20 protein-coding genes and 1 tRNA gene are annotated in these 24,363 nt (G+C 71.7%); 4 read left to right on the top strand and 17 right to left on the bottom strand.

Annotation, left to right across the window (positions count from 1 at the left end; translation table 11 throughout):
- Positions 1-19: 19 nt before the first annotated feature.
- The 10 genes from rpmE to E1285_RS01440 form a co-directional block, all read right to left on the bottom strand.
- The gene (rpmE, locus tag E1285_RS01485; protein ID WP_021598595.1) at positions 20-238 is read right to left on the bottom strand and encodes a 50S ribosomal protein L31; all 219 of its coding nucleotides are present in this window, start codon (positions 236-238) and stop codon (positions 20-22) included.
- A gap of 293 nt (positions 239-531) precedes the next feature.
- Positions 532-1,188, bottom strand: a complete 657-nt coding sequence (locus tag E1285_RS01480) for a response regulator transcription factor (RefSeq protein WP_132146869.1) — start codon at positions 1,186-1,188, stop codon at positions 532-534.
- A 59-nt stretch (positions 1,189-1,247) separates the two neighbouring features.
- Positions 1,248-2,651: a sensor domain-containing protein gene (locus E1285_RS01475; protein WP_243722471.1), complete on the bottom strand. Its 1,404-nt coding sequence runs from the start codon at positions 2,649-2,651 to the stop codon at positions 1,248-1,250.
- 396 nt (positions 2,652-3,047) lie between these two features.
- Positions 3,048-5,234: a transcription termination factor Rho gene (rho, locus tag E1285_RS01470; RefSeq protein ID WP_132146866.1), complete on the bottom strand. Its 2,187-nt coding sequence runs from the start codon at positions 5,232-5,234 to the stop codon at positions 3,048-3,050.
- A gap of 473 nt (positions 5,235-5,707) precedes the next feature.
- A complete protein-coding gene (gene thrB / locus E1285_RS01465; RefSeq protein WP_243722469.1) occupies positions 5,708-6,610 on the bottom strand; it encodes a homoserine kinase in 903 nt (300 codons plus the stop codon).
- Between the two features lie 22 nt (positions 6,611-6,632).
- Positions 6,633-7,700, bottom strand: a complete 1,068-nt coding sequence (gene thrC / locus E1285_RS01460; protein WP_132146860.1) for a threonine synthase — start codon at positions 7,698-7,700, stop codon at positions 6,633-6,635.
- Positions 7,701-7,776: 76 nt separating this feature from the next.
- Positions 7,777-9,081: a homoserine dehydrogenase gene (locus tag E1285_RS01455; protein ID WP_243722468.1), complete on the bottom strand. Its 1,305-nt coding sequence runs from the start codon at positions 9,079-9,081 to the stop codon at positions 7,777-7,779.
- Complete coding sequence (lysA, locus tag E1285_RS01450; RefSeq protein WP_132146857.1) at positions 9,078-10,469, bottom strand: diaminopimelate decarboxylase; 1,392 nt, start codon at positions 10,467-10,469, stop codon at positions 9,078-9,080. Before lysA ends, E1285_RS01455 begins: the two co-directional genes overlap by 4 nt.
- Positions 10,466-11,158 (bottom strand): DALR anticodon-binding domain-containing protein, encoded by a 693-nt coding sequence (locus tag E1285_RS01445; RefSeq protein WP_132146854.1) that lies wholly within the window; start codon positions 11,156-11,158, stop codon positions 10,466-10,468. The genes lysA and E1285_RS01445 overlap by 4 nt, the downstream gene beginning before the upstream one ends.
- Positions 11,159-11,179: 21 nt before the next feature.
- Entirely contained in the window at positions 11,180-11,563 is a 384-nt protein-coding gene (locus E1285_RS01440) for a response regulator (RefSeq protein ID WP_243722466.1), read from the bottom strand.
- Between the two features lie 96 nt (positions 11,564-11,659).
- On the opposite strand from E1285_RS01440, the gene E1285_RS01435 reads away from it, so the two are divergent.
- Positions 11,660-11,731 (top strand) — tRNA-Arg (locus tag E1285_RS01435).
- Positions 11,732-12,068: 337 nt separating this feature from the next.
- Here the strand turns inward: E1285_RS01435 and E1285_RS01430 are convergent.
- Positions 12,069-12,950 carry an alpha/beta hydrolase gene (locus E1285_RS01430; protein WP_132146851.1) on the bottom strand — a complete coding sequence of 294 codons (882 nt, stop codon included), beginning with the start codon at positions 12,948-12,950 and terminating at the stop codon, positions 12,069-12,071.
- A gap of 86 nt (positions 12,951-13,036) precedes the next feature.
- On the opposite strand from E1285_RS01430, the gene E1285_RS01425 reads away from it, so the two are divergent.
- Together E1285_RS01425 and E1285_RS01420 are read left to right on the top strand one after the other, a co-directional pair.
- Entirely contained in the window at positions 13,037-13,480 is a 444-nt protein-coding gene (locus E1285_RS01425) for a MarR family winged helix-turn-helix transcriptional regulator (protein ID WP_132146848.1), read from the top strand.
- A gap of 359 nt (positions 13,481-13,839) precedes the next feature.
- A complete protein-coding gene (locus E1285_RS01420) occupies positions 13,840-15,057 on the top strand; it encodes a cytochrome P450 (protein WP_132146845.1) in 1,218 nt (405 codons plus the stop codon).
- On the opposite strand, the gene E1285_RS01415 is transcribed toward E1285_RS01420, so the two are convergent.
- The 5 genes from E1285_RS01415 to E1285_RS01395 all read right to left on the bottom strand — a co-directional run bounded on the left by E1285_RS01415 (position 15,041) and on the right by E1285_RS01395 (position 19,515).
- Positions 15,041-16,348: a cytochrome P450 gene (locus tag E1285_RS01415; RefSeq protein WP_132146842.1), complete on the bottom strand. Its 1,308-nt coding sequence runs from the start codon at positions 16,346-16,348 to the stop codon at positions 15,041-15,043. The genes E1285_RS01420 and E1285_RS01415 overlap by 17 nt on opposite strands.
- A complete protein-coding gene (locus E1285_RS01410) occupies positions 16,345-16,938 on the bottom strand; it encodes an ATP/GTP-binding protein (RefSeq protein ID WP_132147003.1) in 594 nt (197 codons plus the stop codon). Before E1285_RS01410 ends, E1285_RS01415 begins: the two co-directional genes overlap by 4 nt.
- Positions 16,939-16,993: 55 nt before the next feature.
- A complete protein-coding gene (locus E1285_RS01405; RefSeq protein WP_132146840.1) occupies positions 16,994-17,359 on the bottom strand; it encodes a DUF742 domain-containing protein in 366 nt (121 codons plus the stop codon).
- A complete protein-coding gene (locus tag E1285_RS01400; RefSeq protein WP_132146837.1) occupies positions 17,356-17,769 on the bottom strand; it encodes a roadblock/LC7 domain-containing protein in 414 nt (137 codons plus the stop codon). Before E1285_RS01400 ends, E1285_RS01405 begins: the two co-directional genes overlap by 4 nt.
- Before the next feature lie 90 nt (positions 17,770-17,859).
- Positions 17,860-19,515, bottom strand: a complete 1,656-nt coding sequence (locus tag E1285_RS01395) for an ATP-binding protein (protein WP_132146834.1) — start codon at positions 19,513-19,515, stop codon at positions 17,860-17,862.
- Positions 19,516-19,991: 476 nt separating this feature from the next.
- Here E1285_RS01395 and E1285_RS01390 point away from each other — a divergent pair, with 476 nt between their 5' ends.
- Positions 19,992-23,066, top strand: a complete 3,075-nt coding sequence (locus E1285_RS01390; protein WP_132146831.1) for a BTAD domain-containing putative transcriptional regulator — start codon at positions 19,992-19,994, stop codon at positions 23,064-23,066.
- Here E1285_RS01390 and E1285_RS01385 read toward each other — a convergent pair.
- Positions 23,045-24,121 carry a class I SAM-dependent methyltransferase gene (locus tag E1285_RS01385; RefSeq protein WP_132146828.1) on the bottom strand — a complete coding sequence of 359 codons (1,077 nt, stop codon included), beginning with the start codon at positions 24,119-24,121 and terminating at the stop codon, positions 23,045-23,047. The genes E1285_RS01390 and E1285_RS01385 overlap by 22 nt on opposite strands.
- Positions 24,122-24,363 lie beyond the last annotated feature (242 nt).

The following is a 24,363-nucleotide window of genomic DNA, read 5'->3' as shown; positions in this document are numbered from 1 at the left end:
GCTGTGTGCGGCGCTCGCGTTACTTGCCGGCCTTCTTCTTGCCGAAGCGCTGCTCGAAGCGCGCGACCCGCCCGCCGGTGTCGAGGATCTTCTGCTTGCCCGTGTAGAACGGGTGGCAGTTCGAGCACACGTCCGCGTGGATCACGCCGTTCTCGGCGGTGCTGCGGGTCTCGAAGGTGTTGCCGCACGTACACGTCACGGTCGTGACGACGTAGTTCGGGTGGATGTCAGGCTTCATGGTTCTCCTCGCTTGTCGCGGTCGCCGGGCGCCTCCGGGTCACATGGCCGATCACACCCGACAGGGCCATGAGTGATGCAGGAGGCGTGAACCGGTACCGCAGCGGTTGCGCGAACCGTCCGCATCCTGGTCGGGGTCGGCGCTGCCGGTCCGCCGGGACGCCTCGGATGAGAACGACTCGCTCCAAGTGTGCCAGATACCTGAACGTGGCGAGGTCACCGGGCATTCCCGATCTTGCCCGGGACGTACCCGCCGCGCGGACGGCCCGCGACCGCCGGGGCGGGCGGGGGCGGTCAGCCGGCGTCGCGGCCCAGGTAGGCCAGCACCGCCATGACCCGGCGGTGCCCGCCGTGCGCGGACGCCTGCAAATCCAGCTTCATGAAGATGTTGGAGATGTGCTTCTCCACGGCGCCCTCGGTGACGACGAGATCCGCCGCGATGGCGGCGTTCGCCCGTCCCTGCGCCATCAGCGCCAGCACCTCCCGCTCGCGCGGGGTCAGCACCTCCAGCGGGTCGCCGTTGCGGCGGCGGCCCAGCAGCTGGCCGATCACCTCCGGGTCGATGACCGTGCCGCCCTCCGCGATGCGGCGGACCGCGTCGATGAACTCGGCGACGTCCGCCACCCGCTCCTTGAGCAGGTAGCCGACCCCCTCGGCGCCGCCTCCGATCAGGTCGGTCGCGTACCGCTCCTCCACGTACTGGGACAACACGAGGATCGGCGTGCCCGGCCTGCGCTCCCGGACGGCGAGGGCGGCGCGCAGGCCCTCGTCGGTGAACGACGGCGGCATCCGGACGTCCACGATGGCGAGGTCGGGAGCGTGCTCGTCGACGATCCCGAGCAGCCCCGGCCCGTCCCCCACCGTCGCCACCGTCTCGATCCCGGCGTCATCGAGCAGCCGGACGAGCCCTTCACGCAACAGCACCGAGTCCTCGGCGATCACTACCCGCATCCACCCATTATCGGGCCTGCGGCCACCCTCGCGGGTCGCCGCAGGCCGCTCGGTGCGGGCTACCAGGTGCAGGGCAGGTCGGCACGGACGATCGTGGGGCCTCCGGGCGGGCTGTCCACGATGAGCATCCCGTCGATCGTGGCCGCCCGGTCGGCCAGGCCGGCCAGGCCGCCCTCCGGCCGCGCCACCGCCCCGCCGACACCGTTGTCGATCACTTCGACGACCACCCAGCGGTCCTCGCGGGCCACCCGGACGGTCGCGCGGGTCGCGCGGGCGTACTTGGCGATGTTCGCCAGCGACTCGGCCACGATGAAGTACGCGATGCTCTCGACCGCGGCCGGGGGACGCTCCGGCAGGTCGACGTCCACCTCGACGGGCACCGAGGCGCGGCCCGCCAGCCCGGACAGCGCCGGGTCCAGGCCGCGGTCGGTGAGGATCGCCGGGTAGATCCCGCGGGCCAGGTCCCGCAGCTCGGAGATCGCCTCCTTGGTCCCCGAGTGGGCCTGCTCGATGAGCGCCCGCGCGCCCTCGGGGTCGTCGTCGAGCTTGGCGCGGGCCCGTCCGATGTCCATCGCCACCGACAGCAGCCGCTGCTGCGCACCGTCGTGCAGATCGCGCTCGATGCGGCGGCGTTCGAACTCCGCCGCGTCCACACCGCGTGCGCGGCTGGCCCGCAGATGCTCCGTGCGCTTGCGCAGCTCGACGTTCTCGGCCTGCGAGACGCTCGATCCGAGCAGCAGCCGCGCCCAGGCGGAATGCCCGATCGCCATCACCCGCGTCACGTACATCGCCAGCACCAGGGCGAGCAGCCCGAAGACCGAGATCGGCAGCGCCTCCACCGGGTTGCCCGCCCAGTACGAAGCGAAGCCGACGCTGACCTCTACGCCGCCGTCCACCGCCACGATGACCGGCATGGCCAGCATCATCCCCGTCGCCGACCAGACCGTCGCCGAGACGACGAACTCCACCAGCGTGATGGGGAACAGCAGAGCGAGGTAGACCAGGTCCTTCCAGGTGGCGGGGTCGGCCGCCATCGCCTTCAGCTTCGTCAGCGGGTTGCGCCCCTCGGGCAGCCGCCGGTACGGGCTCGGGATGCGCACGCCGAACGCCGCCCGCACGAGCTGCCGCTCCAGCATCGCCACGCACCGCCACGCGATCATCATCAGCGCCAGCATCGGCAGGCCCACCCAGATGATCACCAGTGCGAGGGACAGGGTGAGCCCGACGGTCAGCCCGACGAAGCAGCCGAGCCCGAGCGCCAGGCTCGCCGCCAGATAGATCGCCGAACGCCATGTCAACGACGACCTCGCCATGGCGAGCGGCGTCCACGGGCTGTCCGCGACGGTCGCCGCGGTCTCCCCGCCCACCTGCATCACCGCGGCCCATCGCTTGCGCGCCCACCGCGCGGCGCCGGCGCTCGCGGTCGCGCCCCCACCACCTGGATTCCTGCTCAGCTCGCCCACGTCGTCCCTCCGTGCCTGTTCCAACCTACGGTCCAAGCCTGCCGAGCCGGAGGCCGGGGGAACATGACGTCCACCGCCCAATCGCCGGTGGGGCTAGCACCAGTTTCTTGCAGTGCCCTTGGCGTCAGGCGCTGGGGCGCCTTCCTTCGGCGGGCACTGCGTGCGATCGCTGCATCGCTTCGGCTCGCCCTGGGGCTCGCTGCGCGATCAGGTTCTCGCAAGCTCGAACCTGCCTTCGGACGCGATCGCGACAGTCTGGGTTGTAGCGGGGTAGCCGCGGTGGCTGGGGTCGCTGTGGATATGGGAATGCGCTCGGGCGTCTTCTGGCCGGGATGTTGGCGGAGCGGGGACGCGGACGCCCCCGTCCGGTTCCGGACGGGGGCGTTGCGGTGGCGGTCAGCGGTCGTCGGAGACCGTCGTCTTCTGGACCTGGAGGAGGAACTCGGCGTTGGACTTCGTCTCCTTCATCTTCTCGATGAGGAGTTCCAGCGCCTGCTGGGTGTCGAGCGCGTGCAGGACGCGGCGCAGCTGCCAGACGACGCGGAGTTCCTCGGGGGCCATGAGGATCTCCTCCTTGCGGGTGCTGGACGCGTCGACGTCCACCGCGGGGAAGATGCGCTTGTCGGCCAGGGCCCGGTTGAGCTTCAGCTCCATGTTGCCGGTGCCCTTGAACTCCTCGAAGATGACCTCGTCCATCCGGGACCCGGTCTCCACCAGCGCGGTCGCGAGAATGGTCAGCGAGCCGCCGTTCTCGATGTTGCGCGCGGCGCCGAAGAACCGCTTGGGCGGGTACAGGGCCGTCGAGTCGACACCACCGGACAGGATGCGTCCGGACGCCGGCGCCGCCAGGTTGTAGGCCCGGCCCAGGCGGGTGATCGAGTCGAGCAGCACGACGACGTCGTGGCCCAGCTCGACGAGCCGCTTGGCGCGCTCGATCGCCAGCTCGGCGACCGTGGTGTGGTCCTCGGCGGGACGGTCGAAGGTCGAGTGGATGACCTCGCCCTTCACCGTCCGCTGCATGTCGGTGACCTCTTCCGGACGCTCGTCCACCAGGACGACCATCAGGTGGCACTCCGGGTTGTTCTTGGTGATCGCGTTGGCGATCGCCTGGAGCACCATCGTCTTGCCGGCCTTGGGCGGCGACACGATCAGCCCGCGCTGGCCCTTGCCGATCGGCGACACCAGGTCGATGATCCGGGTCGTCAGGATGCCGGGGTCGGACTCCAGCCGCAGCCGCTCCTGCGGGTACAGCGGGGTCAGCTTGGCGAAGTCGACGCGGGTCTTGGCCTGCTCGGGCTCCATCCCGTTGACCGTGTCGAGGCGGACCAGCGCATTGAACTTCTCGCGCCGCTCCCCCTCGCGGGGCTGGCGGACCGCGCCCGTGATGACGTCGCCCTTGCGCAGCCCGTTCTTGCGGACCTGCGCCAGCGACACGTACACGTCGTTGGAGCCCGCCAGGTAGCCGGTCGTGCGGACGAACGCGTAGTTGTCGAGGATGTCGAGGATGCCCGCGACGGGGATCAGGACGTCGTCCTCGGTGAGCACCGGCTCCTCGTAACGCTCGCGGCCGCCGCCGCGGCCGCGGTTGCGCTCGCGGAACCGGCGCCCGCGGCGGCCCCGGCCGCTGCCGTCGTCGTCGTCGTGCTGGCCGCCGCCGCCCTGGCCTCCGCCGCCCTGGTTCTGGCCACGCTGACGGCCGCCGCCCTGGTCACCGCGGTCGCCGCGCTCGCCGCGGTCGCCGCGCTCGCCGCGGTCGCCGCGCTCGCCGCGGTCGCCGCGCTCGCGGCCGCCGCGCTGGCGCTGGCGTCCGCCGCCGTCGCGGCCTCCGTCACGGTTCTCACGCCCGTCCCGGCCGCCGTCGCGCCCGCCCTGGGACTCGCCGTCCTCGGTGTTCTGCTCGCGGCCCTGGCCCTGGCCCTGGCCCTGGCCCTGGCCCTGGCCCTGGTCACGGTCGCGGCCCTGCCGGTCGCCGCGTCCTTCGGAGCCCCCGCGGTCCTGCCTGTCGCCCCGCTGCCGGCCGCCGCCCTGGCCCTGGCGCTCGGAACGGTCCTGCCTGTCGGCCTTGTCGGCCTTGTCGGCCGCCTTCTCGGCGGTCTTGCCGCCCGCCTGCCGGGCGGACTGGTCGCCCGCCTGCTTGTCGCTCTGGTCACCGGCCGGCTTGTCGCTCGTGTCGGGCTGCTCGCCCGCCGGCGGGGTCTCGGCGATCGTGACCTGGTCGTCGGACACCTCGTGCTTGGCCGCGGCGGCGCGGCTGCGCCGCGGACGCTCGGTCTTGGTCGCGGCGGCTCCGGCCTCGGCCGCGGCCCCCGTCCCGGCAGCGGCTCCCTGCTCGCCCCCCGCCGAACCCTGCCCCTGACCGCCCTGCTTCTCCTGGATGGCGGCGATGAGCTGGCTCTTGCGCATCCCGGTGACACCGGTGATGCCGAGGCTGGACGCGAGCGTCTTGAGCTCGGGGAGCACCATGGCCGACAGGCCGGTGCCCGACCGGCGGCGCCGGGGGGCGGCGGTCTCCGCGTCGGCCGGGGCGGCGTCCGCGGGTCCCGTGCTTGACGCGTCCGTAAGGAGTTCGCTGGATTCGCTCACTAAGGGTCCTTCCCAGGGCGCGGGCGTTGGCCGGTTTCCGGCCAGTCGACCCGGTGGTGCGGCCCGGCGGGGGCGCCGGAACGGGCTCCGCTGATCACGGTGGGGCCGCGATCGGCGTGTTCTGGGCACAGCCAGATGGTGGACGGGGCGGTTCGCTCGCGTATGTTCCCGGTACCGCCACGTCCGAAGTTTCGCTGGAATGCCGGACAACGGATTGTCACGGTGTCGGGAAGCCTAGTACGCGGGACCGACACGACCGGAGGGCCGGACAGGCGACGCGCGGCTGACGAGCACGTTGCCCCGAACGGGGCATCTGGTGCGGCATTCAGCCTAACATCACCAGGGCGCACTGCTATTCCCCAGAGGTCGATGTCTTCGCATTTTACCTAGCGGGCTCGGGCCGGTACCCGCACCGGCCGGGGGGCGACGCGACGGCTCCGCCCCTGGCGCCGCCATCAGGGCCGGAACCGTGATCATCCGGTCAGGACGCGTGCGCCGCGGGTCGCGACGTCCAATGGGTGCTTGAGCCACCCATTACCCACTCCGGAAGCCATCGAATCAACTTGTGATGCGCTTGTGAAGGCCAGGACAGTAGGTCCTGCCCCGGAAATGACCGCCGGGACGCCCGCCGCGCGCAGCCGCCCCATCAATGCGGCGGACTCCGGCATCGCGGGAGCGCGGTGATCCTGGTGCAGGCGGTCCTCCGTCGCGTCCAGCAGGATTCCCTCGTCCAGGCCGCCGGTGAGCGCCGCGACGAGCAGCGCGGCGCGTCCGGCATTGGCCGCGGCCTCGCCGTGCGGGACGGACTCGGGCAGCAGGCCGCGGGCCCGCTCGGTCGCCAGCCGCTGCTCGGGAACGTACGCCACGACCTGCGTGACCTGCGACTCCAGGCGCACGAGCCGCGGACCTCCCGCGGCCGTCCAGGCGATCGTCAGGCCGCCGGCGAGGCACGGCGCCACATTGTCCGGGTGCCCCTCGATATCGGTCGCGAGGCGCAGCGCCGCGTCGTCGTCGAGCAGCTTCCCGTTCGGATGCAGCGCGCGGGCCGCGACGATCCCGGCGACGATCGCGGCGGACGACGATCCGAGGCCGCGGCTGTGCGGGATCCGGTTGCGGCAGCGCAGCCGCAGACCCGGCGGGCGGGCGGGACCGGATCCGGCCAGCTCGTCCAGCACGTCGAAGGCCCGGTGCAGGACCTTGACGATGAGATGCCGCTCGCCGCGGTCGGCGACCTCGGCGCCTTCGCCGTCCACCTCGATGGACAGCCCGCCGCCGGTCACCTCGACCTCGACGTCGTCGTGCAGGCCCAGGGCGAGGCCCAGCGAGTCGAATCCGGGACCGAGGTTGGCGCTGGTCGCCGGTGCCTGCACGCGCACCGGCCCTTCCGTCCAGCCCACCTCAGGTGAGACCGAGCTCGGACGCGGCGGAGTGCGCGTCGACCTTGATGACGGTCGGCGCGGGCGCGCCGGAGATCGCCCAGTCGGGATCCTTGAGGCCGTTGCCCGTCACCGTGCAGACCACCTTGGAACCGGACGCGACGACGCCCTGCTCACTCGCCTGCAGAAGGCCCGCGACACTCGCCGCAGAGGCGGGCTCTACGAAGACCCCTTCTTCCCTGGCGAGAAGCCTGTAGGCGGCAAGGATCTGCCTGTCGGTCACCGACGCGATGGCACCACCCGACTCGTCCCGTGCGGTGATGGCGAGGTCCCAGGACGCGGGGTTGCCGATCCTGATCGCCGTGGCGATGGTCTGCGGCTTCAGGACCGGCTCGCCCTTCACGAACGGCGCGGCACCACTGGCCTGGAAGCCGAGCATGCGCGGCGTCCTGGACGCCTCCTTGTCGTCGGCGTACTCCTTGTACCCCATCCAGTACGCGGAGATGTTGCCGGCGTTGCCGACGGGCAGGCAGTGGACGTCGGGGGCGTCGCCGAGCGCGTCCACGATCTCGAACGCCGCCGTCTTCTGGCCGAGCAGCCGGTACTTGTTGACCGAGTTGACGAGGGCCACCGGATAGTCGACCGACAGTTTCTGCGCCAGTTCGAGGCAGTCGTCGAAGTTGCCGTCCACCTGGAGCAGCCGCGCCCCGTGCACCAGCGCCTGGGCCAGCTTCCCCATCGCGATCTTGCCGTTGGGGACGAGGACCGCGCAGGTCATCCCCGCACGCACCGCGTACGCGGCGGCGGACGCCGAGGTGTTGCCCGTCGAGGCGCAGATCACCGCCTTGGCGCCCTCCTCGGCGGCCTTGCTGATCGCCATCGTCATGCCGCGGTCCTTGAACGACCCCGTCGGGTTGGCGCCCTCGACCTTGAGGGACACCTCGCAGCCGGTCAGCTGGGACAGCCGGCCGGCGGGTACCAGCGGGGTGCCGCCCTCCAGCAGCGTGACGACCGGCGTCGCGTCCGTCACCGGAAGCCGGTCGCGGTATTCCTCGATAAGGCCACGCCACGCGCGGGCGGTCGCGTTCAAGTCGGTCTCCTCGGATGACCTGCGATGTTGACCGGATTCTATCGGTCGAACGTGAATCGTTCCCGGAGACTCACACTCACTCGTCGCCTTCGACGCGCATGACACTCGCCACTTCGCGGACGATGTCGAGCCCGCGAAGCCCCTCCACCGTCGCCGCCAGCGCCGCGTCCGGTGCCCGGTGCGTCACGACGACCAGCTGTGCCTCCTCGCCAAGCCCGACCTGCCGCACCGCCTGAATCGAGACGCCGTGCCTGGCGAACTCCTCGGCGACCGTGGCGAGAACACCGGCCTCGTCGGTCACGTCCACCTGGATGTAGTAGCGCGTGACCGTCTCGCCCATCGGAAGTACGGGGAGCTTGGCATAAGTGACCTCGACCGGTCCAGGTGTACCGCCGGCCACATTCCGCGCCACCGCGACCAGGTCACCGAGGATCGCGGACGCCGTCGGGGCGCCGCCGGCACCCGCGCCGTAGAACATCAGCGAACCGGCCGACTCCGCCTCCACGAACACCGCGTTGTACGCCTCGCGGACACTCGCCAGAGGATGCGACCGGGGAATCATCGCCGGATACACGCGAACCGATACCCCACGGCCGTTCCGGCCGTCCTCCGAAGGAATCCGCTCGCAGATGGCCAGAAGCTTGACCACGCAGTCCATTCCCTGGGCGCCCGCCACATCGGCGGCACTCACCTCGGTGATGCCCTCACGGTGGACGTCCGCGGCCGTCACCGGAGTGTGGAAAGCGAGCTGCGCCAGAATCGCCGCCTTGGCCGCGGCGTCGAACCCCTCGACATCGGCCGTCGGGTCCGCCTCCGCATAGCCCAGCGACTGCGCCTCTTCCAACGCGTCGTTAAACCCTGCGCCGTTCGTGTCCATCTGGTCGAGGACGTAGTTCGTGGTGCCGTTCACGATGCCCAGCACCCGGTGCACGTGGTCACCGACGAGGGACTCCCGCAGCGGCCGGAGCAACGGGATCGCCCCCGCCACGGACGCCTCGTAGTACAGGTCGGCGCCGTACTCCCGCGCCGCCGCGAACAGCGTCGCCCCGTCCTCGGCCAGCAGCGCCTTGTTCGCGGTGATGACCGACTTCCCGGCCTTCATCGCCTCCAGCATCAGCGTCCTGGCCGGTTCGATACCGCCGATCACCTCGATGACGATGTCGACGTCGTCCCTGGTCACCAGGGCCTGCGCGTCGGTCGTCAGCAGCTCCGCGGCGACGCCCTCCCGCACCCGGTCGGGCCGCCGCACCGCGATCCCCGCCACCTCCAGCGGCGCCCCCACACGCGCGGCCAGATCGTCCGCCTGCTCGCTCAGCAGCCGGACCACCTCCGTGCCGACCACGCCGCATCCGAGGAGCGCCACGCGCAGTCCGGGTTTCACGCTTCGACCTCCGCATCGAGCCGCAGCAGGTCCTCGGCGCTCTCCCGGCGGACGATCACGCGCGACCTGCCGTCCCGCACCGCCACCACCGCCGGCTTCGGGACGAAGTTGTAGTTACTGGCCATCGATCGACAGTACGCACCGGTGGCCGCGACCGCCACCAGGTCCCCCGCCGCAAGATCTTCGGGGAACCAGAGGTCACGCACCACAATGTCGCCGCTTTCGCAGTGCTTGCCGACAAGCCTACTGAGCATCGGCGGTGCCTCGGACGACCGGCTGGCCAGCGCACCGGTGTAGTCGGCGCCGTACAGGGCCGTGCGCAGGTTGTCGCTCATGCCGCCGTCCACGGACACGTAGGTGCGCAGGCCCTCGACGTCCTTGACCGTCCCGACCTCGTACAGCGTGACGCCGCCCGGCCCCACGATCGCCCGTCCCGGCTCCACGGTCAGGCGCGGCATCGCCAGCTCGTAGGCCCGGCACTCGCGCGCCACGATCTCCCGCAGCCCGTCCGCGATGGACTTCGGATCGTGCGGCTCCTCCCCCGGCAGGTAGGCGATCCCGTAGCCGCCCCCGAGGTCCAGCTCCGGAAGCTCGATCCCGTGCTCGTCCCGGATGGCGACGAGCAGCCCGGCGAGCCGGTGCGCGGCCACCTCGAACCCGTCCACCTCGAAGATCTGCGACCCGATGTGACTGTGCAGCCCCACCAGTTCAAGCTGCTTCAGCTCCAGAACCCTCCGCACCGCCTCAAGAGCGGCCCCCGAACTCCTGGAGAACCCAAACTTCTGGTCGTCATGAGCGGTCGCGATGAACTCATGGGTGTGCGCCTCGACCCCCGTGGTGACACGCACCATCACCTTGGCCCGGACACCCCGCTCCTGGGCGAGATACCCCACCCGGGCGATCTCCTCGAACGAATCGAGCACGATCCGCCCCACCCCGACCTCAAGCGCCTTGTCTATCTCCCAGGACGCCTTGTTACTCCCGTGCAGCGTGATCCGCTCCGTGGGGAAGCCCGCAGCCAACGCGATGGCGAGCTCGCCCCCACTGCACACGTCCAGCCCGAGACCCTCCTCGTTCAGCCACTTCGCCAAGGCCACGCAGAGAAACGCCTTGCCCGCATAGTGGACGTCCCCGTCATGGAACGCCGCCGCATACTCCCTGGCGCGGCTCCGCACGTCCTCCTCGTCATAGACGTACAGAGGCGTCCCGTACTCCCGCGCCAGATCCCTGACATCGACACCACCGACGGTGAGCACACCATCGTCCCGCTTGGCGCTCCGCGGCCAGACCTTGGGCTCCAGCGCATTCAGATCGTCCGCCGGCCCCACCGGGTGGTCCTCCGGCAGGACGTCGGCGTGCAGGGGCCCAGCTGGATGTACTCGACTCATATCCGCTCTCTAGGGATCTCACCAATAACGTTCAGCCCGTTGCCGAGGGCGACCTTCACGGCCTCCGCCAACGCCACCCGCCCCGTATGCATCGCCCCGGGCACCTCATCACCCTTGGGCACGGCGGGACACCGCTCATGGACGTCGTGGTACGCCCCGGCCACTCTCTCCAAACAAAACATCAGCGGCCTGGCATCCCGTTCCCGCTCGGCTTGTTCCGCCCGCCCCGGCACGTCCCCCAACGCACCCACAAGCGCAAGCTCCTCGGCTGCGACGCCCTGAAATCTCCCTCGACCGATACCAAGCTCAGCCGCCCAATGCCCGGTCCAGCAGGCCCGCGCATAGGCGTACCGCACCGAAAACCCCGGATTCTCGAACGTCCGAGGCCACTCACTCCACCCACCTTTGGGCACCCGAGCAACCCCGAACCCGGAATCCCCGAGAACCCCATCGACAACAGCCGCCACAGGCACCACAATCCGCACGAAACCGTCCCGCGCGACGCCCCCGGCCCGCCGCGCGATAACTGCCGGCTCCACCCCGAGCTTCATCGCCACGGGACTCTCGTAAATCCCGGCACCGCGGCAGAAGACGACCGCACTATCCGGCACTGAGACGTCAAGCTCACCCTCCGCCACGGCGTCCCGCACCGCGCGCACAAGGGCACCGCTGACATCGGCTGGAGTCACCCTGGTGAGACTATCCGACCACTATCTGGACACCGCTGCGAGTTTCCGCACCGTCTGGATCAGCTGGTTCGGGTCGAACGGCTTGGTCACGTAGGCGTCCACACCGATCTCGTGCCCCCGCCGCACATCATGCTCCTGCGCCCTGGCAGTGATCATCACGACCCGGATGTGCGCCGTCTCCGGCTCCTCCCGCAACCGGACGGCGGTGACCCACCCGTCCAGCCGCGGCATCATCACGTCCAGCGTGATCACGTCCGGTCTGACGTCCGCCACCTTGTCCAGGCAGTCCTGACCGTCCACCGCGGTCGACACCTCGAACCCCTCCAGTTGCAGGTTCACGGCGATGAGCTGGCGGATCACCTCGTCGTCATCGACGACCAGAACGCGTCCCAGTGGCTCGGTCACGGCCACGAAGTTAGCCCACTCCCACCCCACACGCACGGCGAACGTCCACGTGCGCGTCACCCCGCCAACCCTGGTAACCTTCTACCGCACCACAGCGCCCCCTTAGCTCAGGGGATAGAGCAACGGCCTCCGGAGCCGTGTGCGCAGGTTCGAATCCTGCAGGGGGCACCTCAAATGATCTGTGGAGATTTCGGTTGACCAGGATCTTTGTCCGTCGCCGGGTTTTGTTGCGCATGTTCGTCTGCTGCGGTCCCTGCCGGAGCGGTCCGGCTACCGGGTCGTATCCCCGGTTTGCGGATCGCAGGTAATTAGGTTGTGCGCGCTAGCCAAAGCCACGATTTCGTCTAGCGAGTTCTCTTCGGTGCTGTACGGCAGGGTCAGCGTCACGAAGTAGGGAGCGAGATCTTCGCGGCCCCACGACTGCCGCCAATCCAGGTCGGGCGCCCAAGGGGAGATCCGATCTGCCATGTCTGGCCAGCGGCGCAGCAACTCCGATCGGAAGCGCTCAACCTTGGGACTCGGGTCCCGTGGTGTGGGTGAGGATGGTTGGGATGACGGTGTCCCATTGGTGGCGGGGGAAGACCTCGTGGCCGGTTCCCTCTAGGGGGATGAAGCGGGCGTTGGGGATCTCCGTGGCTAGCGCGTGGCCGTGGGCGGGTGGGAAGAACGGGTCTTCGGTGCCGTGGAACACGAGCGTCGGAGCACCGACCTGGCCGAGTCGTCCCCGCCAGGGCTCGCCCGCGTCGAGCATGTAGGGGTTGGTCAGCTGCGCGGCGATGTCGGCGGTCCGGTCCACGACTCGCTCGGCCGCGGCCCGCATGCCGTCCCGGTCGAACGGGCGGGAGTGCGCGGCGAAGGGCCGTTCGGCCTCGACCAGGTAGTCGATGACCTCGGTGCGGTCGGACCAGTCGGGCTCGGCGGGCCCGGTCGCGAAGAGCTCCTGGATCTCCTGCGACATCTCCGGCAGATCGGGGTGGTGATGGCCGGGGCCGCCGGGCGTGGAGGAGGCGAGGGTGAGTGAGGCCACCCGGTCGGCGTGGTCAAGGGCCAGGAGCTGGGCGACCGCCGCACCCTGCGACATGCCGACCACGTGGGCGGCGGTGATGGCGAGCACGTCGAGCAGCGCGGCGGCGTCCGCGACCAGGTCGCGGAGCCCGTATGCGGGTGATCCTGCCGGGTAGGCGGTCGAACGTCCCGCGTCCCGGCTGTCATACCGGATCACCCGCCTGCCTCCGGCCGCCAGCCGGCCTGCGAACTCCTCGTCCCACGCCGGCAGGGAGTGGCCCGCGCCGTGGATCAGCAGGACGGCCGGATCAGCCGGGTCGCCGAACACCTCCACGCACAGTTCCACGCCGTTGGCCTTGATGATCCGCTCACCGGTCGACATCGCGCACCCCTCAGATCGTTACATGTAACGAAGAAGATAGACCCAAGGTTCGTTACATGTAAAGGGGATCACCTACACTGCCTCGTATGACCCGAACGCGTCAGCCGAGGGACGCCTGGCAGGCCTACCGCCGGCTCCAGCTGCTCGTGGACGCCGAGGTCGCGCGCGACCTGGAGCGTGAGTCCGGCCTGTCGCTGCCCGACTACGAGGTGCTGTCCGCCGTGGTGGCGATGTCGAGCGGCGAGCACTGCATTCGCGTTGGCCGGTTGACCGCCCGGATGGGCTGGGCCCACAGCCGCCTGTCCCGCCAGCTCGGCCGGATGGAACGCCGCGGCCTCGTCACCCGCGAGCCCTGCGAACTCGACGGCCGCGGCGACGACGTGGTGCTCACCGATTCAGGCCGCCGGGCGTACGCGGAGGCCGCTCCGGCGCATCTGGAATCCGTAGAGCGTCACCTCACCGGTCTGCTGACCCCGGAACAGCTCGACGCCCTCATCGGTATCGAGCAGACCGTCGCCGGCCGGCGATAGGCGTCCACCGGCGGCAGGCTTGCCCAGTACACGGTCTTGTCACCGGAGTGGCGGACGGGGCAGTCCCGTCACAGACATTCCTGTCCTCCTTTTGCCGGCCGGGTCGCCGGTCGGGATGGAACTGTCCACGAGCGCTTCCGGACGTGTCGTCCTGCAGACGGAGTCACCGTTGATACCGCTCCCGCGGTAGCCGCCAGGGGTGCGCAAGTAGCGCGTGGGGTAGATGATCTTTTCTTTGGAGTTAGCCGCGCGTGGTTTCGGTCGGTTGGTAGCGTGTCCGAAACCACGGGGACCTGGAACTTCCCATCGCCGGTATTTAGGCTCGGCGATGGCGACCGAACCGCGTTCATGGGAGTGTCATGACCACGACTCCAGAGCTTCCCGATATCTTGTCGGAAGGCTTTGCCACCGACCCCTACAGCGCCTATGGAGTGCTGCGCGATAACGCGCCGCTCTTTTGGCATGAGGGGATGCAGAGCTACGTGATCTCGCGGTACGAGGACGTGGCGCGGGCCTTCAAGGACCCGGTGTTCACGACGGCGAATTACGACTGGCAGCTCGAACCCGTGCACGGGCGGACGATTCTGCAGCTCAGCGGTCGGGAGCACGCGGTGCGGCGGGGCCTGGTGGCGCCCGCGTTCCGGGGGGACGAGCTGCAGGCGAAATTCCTGCCGGTGATCGAGCGGAACGCCCGCACATTGATCGACGATTTCCGCACGGCGGGAAAGGTGGAGCTGGTCGGGCAGTTCAGCACGCATTTCCCGATCAACGTCATCGTCGACATGCTCGGGCTCGACCAGGCGGATCACGCGCGGTTCCAGCGGTGGTACACCTCGATCATCGCGTTCCTGGGCAACCTCGCCCAGGATCCGGACGTGGCGGAGGCCGGGCTGCGGACGCGGGAGGAACTGGCCGCCTACATGCTGCCGATCATCGCGCGCCGCCGCGAGAACCCCGGGGACGATCTGCTGTCGAAGCTGTGCCTGGCGGAGATCGACGGGACGCGGATGAGCGACGAGGACATCAAGGCGTTCGTCAGCCTGCTCCTGGCCGCGGGCGGTGAGACGACCGACAAGGCCGTCTCCGCGCTGTTCGCGAACCTGCTCGCGCATCCGGACCAGCTCGCGGCGGTGCGGCGGGACCGCGATCTGATCCCGCAGGCGTTCGCCGAGACGCTGCGCTTCTCGCCGCCCGTCCACATGATCATGCGGCAGCCGGCCGAGGACGTGGAGCTGGGCGGCGGGACGGTCCCCGCGGGCAGCACGGTCACCTGCCTGATCGGCGCGGCCAACCGGGACCCCGAGCGCTACCGGGACCCCGGCCGTTTCGACATCTTCCGGGACGATCTGGCCACCAAGAGCGCGTTCTCCGCCGCGGCCGACCATCTGGCGTTCGCGCTGGGACGGCACTTCTGCGTCGGCGCGCTGCTGGCCAAGACCGAGATCGAGGTCGGGGCGAACATGCTGCTGGACGCCATGCCGGACGTCCGGCTGGCCGAAGGGGCCGATCCCGTCGAGCACGGGGTGTTCACCCGTGGGCCCGCGTCGCTGCCGCTGGAGTTCACGCCTGCGGGCTGAACGGCACCTGGTTGAACGGCACGGGACCGTGCCCGTGGGCGGCCGGACTGAAGGTGACGGGGAGCGTGTGCAGGCCCCGCATCCAGAGGGACGGCCGCCACTCCAGGTCGTCCGGCGGGACGGCGAGTTCGATGTCCGGCAGCCGGTCGAGCAGCACCTCGATGGCCGTCCGCGCGATGACCTCGGCGTGCTCCGGCGCGGGGAACGGGCAGCCGTGCTCGCCGTGCCCGAACGACAGGTGGGCGCGGTTGCCCGGGTCGGAGCGGTCCGCCGGCCGCACCTGGGGGTCGCCGTTGGCCGCGGCGAGGCCCATGACCAGCAGGTCGCCGGAGCGGATGTCGCGGCCCCCGAGCCGGCAGGAGTGCACCGCCCAGCGGCCGATGAAGTTCTGGGTGGGGGTGTCCTCCCAGAGCACCTGGGTCAGGGCCTGGTCGACGCTGCTCCTGCCGCCCTGGAACGTCATGGAGAAGTGGTCGTCCACCAGCATCAGCCGCAGGGCGTTGCCGATCCAGTTGCCGGTGGGCTGCTGCGCGGCGGCCATCACGACCAGCAGGTCGATGGTCACCTCTTCGGCGGTGAGCCCGGCCGGGTGCGCCAGCAGCCGGGACGGGACGTCCGGCCCGGGGCGCATCCGCCGCTCGGCGACCAGCCGCGCCATCCGCTGCTGGATGCGCTGGTGCGCCTCGACGGCCTTCTCGTCGGCGTCGAGCGACTCGGCGACGTCCTGGACGAGGGTGGGCACATCGGAGTCGGGCAGCCCGAACAGCCGGGCGATGACCAGCAGCGGGATGCTGTGCGAGTACTGCGCGACGAGGTCGGCCTCCCCGTTCCCGGCGAACCCGTCGATGAGCCCGTCGGCGAGTTCCTCGCAGATGCCGGCGAGTTCGGTGCGGTCGAAGGCGTCGAGCGCGTCGCCGATCGCGCCGGCCCGCCGCTGGTGCTCCTCCCCCTCGGCGAACATCACCGACGGCGTCCACCCGACGTAGGGCATGAGCGGCCAGTCGTCGGGGACCCGGTCCCAGGCGTTCCAGCGGCGGCAGTCGCGGGCGAACAGCATGGGGTTGCTGGTGATGTGGTTGACCTCCCGGTAGCCGACGACGAACCACGCGGGGACGTCGCCGTCCAGCAGGACCGGGACCACGGGGCCGTGCTCGCGGCGCAGGTCGCGGTAGAACACGTCGGGGTCGCGGGCGATGGCGGCCCCGTACAGCCGGACGGCGGTGTCGTCCGGGGCGGTGTCGTCCGGGGCGTTCCCGGCCGGTGCGGGCGGCGGTGTGGACGGTTCGGTCACGGTGTGACCTCCTGGGCGGCGGATGGTTCGCGGAGATGGGTGAGGTGCCGGACGAGCGTGATGAGCACGGACTTGGACGAGTCCCGGGCGCGGGCGTCGCATTCGATCAGGGGGATGCCGTCGTCGAGGGAGAGCGCGTCCCGGACCCGGTCGAGCGTCGGGCGCGGGCCGTCGAACCGGTTGACGGCGACCACGAACGGCATCGCGTGCGCCTCGAGGCGGTCGACGCTGTAGAAGCACTCCTCAAGGCGGCGCGCGTCCACCAGGACGATGGCGCCGAGGCTTCCGGAGAACAACTGGTCCCACAGGAACCAGAACCGTTCCTGGCCCGGTGCTCCGAACAGATAAAGGACGCGCTGCTCGTCCAGTGAGATGCGGCCGAAATCGAACGCGACCGTGGTGGTGCGCTTGGTCTCGACGCGGCCGGGGTCGTCGATCCCGATCCCGGCCCGCGTCATGGTCTCCTCGGTGCTGAGCGGCCGGATCTCGCTGACCGAGCCGACCATGGTGGTCTTGCCCACGCCGAAACCGCCGACGATCACGATCTTCAGGGCGTCCCGGGCGGTGCGGCGCAGCGGCGTCCCGGCGATTTGGTCGCCGGGGTGCGCGGCGGGCTGTGCGCCGGGGTGTGCGCCTGGCGCGGGGTCAAAGGCTTTCGAGTCCAACGAGCACCTGCTTCAGCGTTTCCAGGTCGGCCGCGTACGCGGCTGGGGCGGCGGCCGAGGACGGGTGGCGGACGGTGATGCGGCCCATGTCGCGCAGGTCGAGGAGGAGGATCTTCACCACGCTCACCGGCAGCCGCAACCGGGAGGACAGCTCGACGACCGCGACCGGGTTGCCATGGCAGAGCCGCAGGATCGCGGCGTGCTCGGACTGCATGCCGGGGGCCGCCTCGTCCTCGGCGACGATCAGTGCCACGAGGTCGAGCGAGTCGTCGTCGGCCTCGGAGCGGCCCTGGGTCACGGTGTAGAGCCGGTCCGGGTCCTCCCGGTCGAGAGGGCGGGGGTTCATGGGCGGACGTCGTGCTCGAGTCTGCGTGGCGCGGCCGTGAGATACCCGCCGATCTGCTCGACCAGCTCGTTCATGCAGTGCCCGACCAGGCCGACGTCGGCGAGTTCGTCCGCGACGACGGCCAGGTGCGCGCCCGCGCCCGCCGGGACGATGAGCAGCACGCCGCCGGCGAACTCCACCATCGCCTGGCCCGCGCCGAGGCCTTCGCCGAACTCGCCGGACGCGCTCAGCGACAGGCTCTGGATGCCGGACGCGACGGCGGCGAGCTGGTCCGCCCTGTCCTCGTCGAGCCCGGCCGTGTAGCAGATCTTGAGGCCGTCGCTGGACAGCACCAGGACGTGCCGGACACCCGGCGCACGGTCCACGAGGCCCGCGAGTAGCCAGTCGAGATCACGCTGATCGGTGCTCATCGGTTCCCGGGGCGGCCGGTGGTCCGGGGACGCCCCTCCTCCCATCTGTGAGTCCTGCTGTACGTCGTGCTCACGGGGCCTGTCGCGGTCTCAGTCGTCCGCGGCGGACCCGGTCTCCCCGGCGCCGGGTTCCCCGGTCCCGCCTCCCTCCGTCCCGGCGGCGGCCGGGCCGGTCGCGGACGCGGGCGGATGCCCGGCCGCGGACTGGCGGAACGCGGCGAACCGGGTCCCGGTGTCGCGGGGACGGGATTCCCGCTCCGCGGGCCGCCCGGCGGGCGCGCTCGCGAGGGCGGCGCCGCGCCTGCGTTTGGGCAGGACCAGGTCGTCGAGGTCCGCGCCGTCCGCCTGGGGCGCCGGGGCCTCGCGCCGCGGCTCGGCCGGGCGGCGCGAGGCGGGGACGGCCTCACGCCGGGCGGGCGCGGGCTCGGGCAGCGGGGTGTAGATGACGAGCTTGGCGGGGATCAGCACGATCACGCCGATGCCGCCGCGCGAGGACGGGCGGAAGCTGACCCGCAGGTCGTGCTTGCGGGCGAGCCGTCCGACGACGGCGAGGCCGAGCCTGGTGCCGGGCAGCGAGCCGAGGTCGGCGGCCTCGGAGACGAGCCGTTCGGCGCGCTGCCGCTCGCGCTGCCGCATGCCGAGGCCGCCGTCCTCGATCGTGACCACGATCCCCGCGTCCTCCTCCTCGACGTACACGTGCACGGCGCTGCCCTGCGGGGAGAAGTTGGCGGCGTTGTCCATCAGCTCCGCCAGCGCGTGGATCACGCCCTCGGCGGCGAAGCCGGCGACGGCGGCGGTGCTGGTCGAGTGGTACTGGACGCGCTGGTACGCGCCGATGCGGCCCATGGCGCCGCGCAGGACGCTCTCCATCATGATCGGCTTGGTCCAGCGCCGCCCCGACCGGCCGCCGCTGAGCAGCGCGATGCTGTCGGCCAGCCGCCCCAGCTGGGAGACGTCGTGGTCGAGGCCGAGCAGGTCGCCGAAGACCTTGTCGTCGCCGTAGCGGTCCTCGAGGTCGCGCAGCTCGCCGAGCATCCGGGTCGTCTGCGCCTGGATCCGCGCGGCGGCGCTCGCGCAGGCGGCCAGCGCGGCGGCGTTGGTCCGCTCGCCCGCGGCGAGGTCCTCGGCGACGCGGTGCAGGACGCGCCGCGTGGTGTCGTGGGTGGGCTCCACGAGTTCGGCCAGGACGGCCGGGGCGCTCGCGCGGTCGCGCCTGATCCGGGTGGCCAGGGCGGGCACGGCGGTGTCGGCGAGCCAGGCCGCCTCCCGTTCGAGGGCGGCCGCTTCCGCCCGCACCTGCGCCGCCGCGTGCTCACCGGCCGCGACGCCGTCGACGACGATGCGCAGCAGGCGTCCGAGGACGCGGTCGTTCACCGGTGGGAAGCCTGCCAGCACCTCCTCGGGCGGGGCGCCTTCGCGAAGCCGGGCGACCAGCGCGGGCAGGGGCCCGTCGACCAGTTCCGTCAGGCGTCTCTCCAGCCGGTCGTCCTGGACGGTGACCTGGTCGAGCCGCTGCTTGAGCCACTTGTTGTGCGCGGCGAAGTAGACGGCGACGGAGATGGCGACGCTGAGCGCGAGGACCGCGCCGCCGCCGCCCGCGGCGACCGGGACGCGCGCCTGCGGGCCGGCGACGAAGAGGGCGGCCAGCCAGGCGCTGCCACCGATGATCGCCACGATGAGCCAGACCAGGAGTGCGCGCTCCAGCGCGGCGCGCTCGATGCGGGATCGGCTTGCGTGTACCGGCATCCGTCCTGTCCTTTGAGCGGGGGGCTGGTGGTGCGATGTGCGGACGTGCGCGAGCCCGGCGAACGGTGGGGTTCGACCGGATGCGGACAGCAACACGTGCGAACCCAAACTAGGGCGCAATCCATGATGCGCCAAGACAGGGGAGCAACGTGGCTTACTTGGCCGAACTCACCCACCTCTCTTCCTGTAAATTGTCCAAATTGAGAAGTGTCATCATGATCAAGGCATTCGCCACATTAATCCTTTTGGACCGTGCCCAGGCTCCTTGACCTCCCCCACGCGTCACCCGTCGTCGAGCGGGGCCGGCATTTCCATGTGAGCTTCGCGGGCCCGGCCGGGACATGCGCCGAAGCGGCTGCTCGCGGGCTCCGGTGATCGCCGCTGTCCGGAGGTGGACAGCGCCGTTACGGCACCGCCGACGTGCCACAATCCGGGTGGGTGCGGTGCCCGAAGGCTCCTGAACGGGGGCGGACGTCATGAGCGGTGCGTTGGAGTTCGGGGTGCTCGGCGCACTGGAAGTGCGGCGGGGCGGCGAGCGGCTGGCGATGCCCAGCCGGGCGCAGCGCGCGCTCCTGTCGCGGTTACTGCTCGTCCCCGGGCACGTCGTGAGCGCCGAGGAACTCACCGCCGCCCTCTGGGACGGCGACCCGCCGGAAGGGGCCCGGCACGCGCTGCACACCAGCGTCTCGCGGCTGCGCGGCAGGATCGGCGCCGACGTACTGGTGACCAGGTCGCCCGGATACCTGCTGGCCGTGGACCTCCCCTCCATCGACGCCACCCGGTTCGAGCGGGAGGTCCGGGAAGCGGTGGGCCCCGGGCCGGGTGCGCTGCTCGCCCGGGACGCGGGCGCCGCGGCGGAGAAGCTGGAGACGGCGCTGGCGCGGTGGCGCGGGCCGGCGTACGCCGAGTTCGCCGACGGTTTCGCGCAAGGTGCCTCGGTGCGGCTGGGAGAGTTACGGGTCGCCGCCGAGGAGAGCCGCTGCGAGGTGTGGCTCACTCTCGGCAGGATCGACCGGGCGCTCGGGGCGCTGCGCGAACTCACGGCCGCCCATCCCCTGCGCGAAAGGCCGCACGGGCTGCTGATGCGGGCCCTCTATCTGGCCGGGCGGCAGGCTGAGGGATTGGAGATCTACCGCTCGCTGAGCATCAGGCTTCGCGAGGAACTCGGGCTGGAGCCCTCCCCTGAGCTCGGCGAGCTGCACGGCCGGATCCTGCGTCATCAGGTGTCCGGGCCGGCGCCGCATCAGGTGTCCGGGCCGGCGCCGCGCCCCGGCCCGGCACCGATCCGGCGAGCGCCGCTGACCGCGCTGGTGGGACGGGCGGACGAGCTGGCCCGGCTCACCCGACTGCTGGACGGTGCGCGCATCGTCACCCTGGTCGGACCCGGCGGAGTGGGGAAGACCAGGCTCGCCCGTGAAGCCGCCGGACCGCGGGCGGCGAGCTGGATCGACCTGGCGGCCGCCGGCGACCCGGCCGATGTGCCGCGGGTGTTCGCCGACGCGCTCGGCCTGCCCGAACCGGTGAACGGCCGGGTCGAAGAGGCCCTGGTCGAGGCGCTGCATCCGGCTCGCACACTGCTGGTGGCCGACAACTGCGAGCATGTCCTGCCGGACGTGGCGGTGCTGATCGAGCGGATCGTCCAGCACTGCCCGGCTGTGACGGTGCTGGCGACCAGCCGCGAGCTGCTGGCCGTGCCGGGTGAGGAGGTCCTGGCCCTGCCTCCGCTGCGGGAGCCGGCCCAGGCGGTGGCGTTGTTCGCCGAGAGGCTCCGCGCGTCCGGCGGCCCCGAGCTGCGGCCCGGGGACGTTCCGGTGGCGGCCGACCTGTGCGCGCGGCTGGACGGGCTGCCGCTGGCGATCGAACTGGCCGCGGCACGGGTCCGGGGGCTCGGCCTGGCCGCGGTCGCCGACCGTCCGGCCCTGGACGTCCTCAGCGGCGGATGGCGGACGAGCCGCCCCCGGGACCGGAGCCTGCGGGCGGTGCTGGACTGGTCGTTCGCCCTGCTCGACCCGCCCGAGCAGGTGCTGCTGCGCAGGCTGGCGGTCTTCTCCGGCCCGTTCCGGCTGGCCGACGCCGAGGCGGTGTGCGGCGACGGCCTGCTGCCGGCCGGACGCGTCGCGGTGGCGCTGGCCGGGCTGGCCGACAAATCGATGCTGGCCGACACGTCGGCACCGGCGGGCGGATCGATCCCGGCGGGCCCGGAAGGGGACCGGTACCGGCTGCTGGACACGGTCCGCGCGTACGCCGCCGAGCTGCTGGCCCGCCACGGCGAGGACCAGCGGATCCCCGCCGCGCACGCCCGGCATCAGATCGTCCTGGCGCGACGCCACCCGTACGGCCCGCTGCCGGTCGACGAAGTGCGCGCCGCGCTCCGCTGGGCCTGCGCCGAGGACGCGGAAGCGGCGGTCGAGCTGGCGGCGGCGCTCGCCCCGTACGCGGTGTTCCACATGCGCTTCGAGTTCCAGGAGCGGGCCGAGACGGCGGCGGACCTGCCCGGCGCGGCGGCCCATCCCCGGCGGCCCGCCGCGCTGGCGTCCGCGGCGTGCGGGGCGTGGGCGCGCGGCGACTTCGGCCGGGCCACCGAGCTGGCGCGGCGCGCCCTGGCCGCCGCGCCGGACGGCTCCCCGGACGCGGCGGGCGCGCTGGCGGTCCTCGGGGACGTCGCGATGCTGGAGGGACGGTTCGACGAGGCCGTCGAGCATTACGACGAGGCCGTGCGGCGGGCGGCTCCCGATGACTTCGGCGTCCTTTGCGAGGCCCTCGGCAGCAAGGCGATAGCCCTGGCCTACCGGGGCGACCCGTCCGACGCCCTGCGGGTCGCGGACGAGTGCCTCGCGATGGCCGCCGGGACCGGGGAACCGGTGTTGAAAGCTCTGGCGCTGTACTACTCCGGCGAAGCACGGTTGCACAGCGATCCGGTGCGCGCTCTGGAGCTGCTGGAGGAGTCGCGCCGGTCGGCGGGTGCCCTGGGGGCGCTGTTCATCGAGGGCATCGCCACGGTTTCGGTCGTGACGCTCCGGGGGCGGATCGACACCGACCCCGCCGCCGCCCTGCGGGCCTACCGGGACGCGATCGAGCACTGGCGGCGGGTCGGCAACCGCACCCAGCAGTGGGTCACCCTGCGCAATCTGATCCCGTTGCTGGCCGGCGCGGGCCTGGACGAGGCGGCGTGCGAACTGGACGGTGCGCTGGAGAGCGCCCCCGTGCGCTTTCCGTCCGACGTGCCCGAGGCCGCCCTGCTGCGCGAGGCGCTGGAGCCCGTCCGGGAGCGGCTCGGTGAGGACGCCGCTCGCCTGGCCGCCGGACGCGGGTCCGGGCGAGCGGTCGACGATATGGCCGCGCTCGCCCTCACCGCGATCGACACCGCCGCGCGGACCAACGACACCGCCGCGCGGACCAACGACACCGCCGCGCGGACCATCGACACCGCCGCGCGGACCATCGACACCGCCGCGCGGACCATCGACACCGCCGCGCGGACCATCGACACCGCCGCGCGGGCCGCCGACACGGCCGCGCGGGCCGCCGGTCAGGCCGGGTCGAGCCGGTAGAACCTCCACATGTCGTGGTCGATGGGCAGGTCGGCGCAGTTCCGGTAGCCCGCCTCCGCGGCGTAGGTTCGCATGGTGCCGGGCCGCAGTACGGTCCCGGCCTCCACCGCGGTGCCCTCGGCACGCGTGGCGGGCAGGCAGTGCAGGACGCTGAACGCGTAGTTCAGCCGCTCCACCAGGCCGGCCTCCGCGGAGAAGTGCTCGGCGACCTTCTCGTCGCCGACCAGGACCGCGCCGCCGGGGGCGAGGGCGTCCCGCGCCGCCCGCAGCGCCGCGACCGGATCCGCCATGTCGTGCAGCGCCTCGAACACGCAGACCAGGTCGTAGGGCCCGCCCGCCGCGGGCTTGGCCGCGTCCCCCAGCGCGAACGTCACCCGATCGGCCAGCCCCTGCTCGGCGGCGTGCCCGGACGCCTCCGCGATCGATGCCTCGTCGAGGTCGACGCCGTGCACGCGGACGGCCGGGAACGCCTCGGCGATCGTGATGGCCGACCAGCCGGTGCCGCATCCGAGGTCGAGGACGCGTGCCGAGCCGCCGGACAGCCGGGCCTCGACGTCCGGCAGCGTCGCGATCCAGCCGGCCACGCCGCTGCGGAAGGCCGCCCGGTTGAGCCCGCCGATGCCGTGCCGGGTGCCCTCTCCGTAGGCGGCGTACGGGACGCCGCCGCCGGAGCCGTACGCCACCGCGACCTGTGGCAGGACCTCGGCGATGGACGCCACGAAGCCGGGCAGCGCCCCGGCGTAGAACGGGCTGTCGGCGTCCAGCAGCGCCTCGGCGGCGTCCGCGGGCAGCGCGAAGGTGCGCGCGTACGGGTCCGCGTCCTTGCCGGCGGTGTCGCCGGTGACGGTCAGCACGCCGCTCGCGGCCTGCTGTTCGAGCCATTCCCGCGCGTACCGCGGGTGGACGCCGGTGGCCTTGGCCAGACCGCGGGCGTCGGCGGGCCCCGCCGCGAGCGCCTCGTACAGCCCCAGGCGGATGCCCAGCGTGATGCTGAGCATCTCCATCGCCGTCACGGCGTCCGCCATCAGGCGCTCTGTGATCTCTTCTGTCGCCATCGTCTCTCCCGATTCCTGTGGATCCCCCGCATCCTCGGGGCGGCTCCTCACCCCCGGCTCACACGGCGCTCACCGCGCTCTCACCCGGGGCGGGAGCGCCCTGAACCGGCCGGCGGCGGGGGCACCAGACGGTCATGCGGATGGTCCCCGGCGCCGGCCCGCCGTACCATTCACGGTGCCGACGACCGCGGTACCGGAACGCCGCTGATCTGCAGACCGGGCGTGACCTCGGGGTGCCGGCC

Origin of the sequence: Actinomadura sp. 7K507, from assembly GCF_004348425.1 — a bacterium.
GTDB lineage: Bacteria > Actinomycetota > Actinomycetes > Streptosporangiales > Streptosporangiaceae > Spirillospora.
Note: the sequence above shows the minus strand (reverse complement) of the source record. Positions and strands in the feature narration are given on the sequence as shown.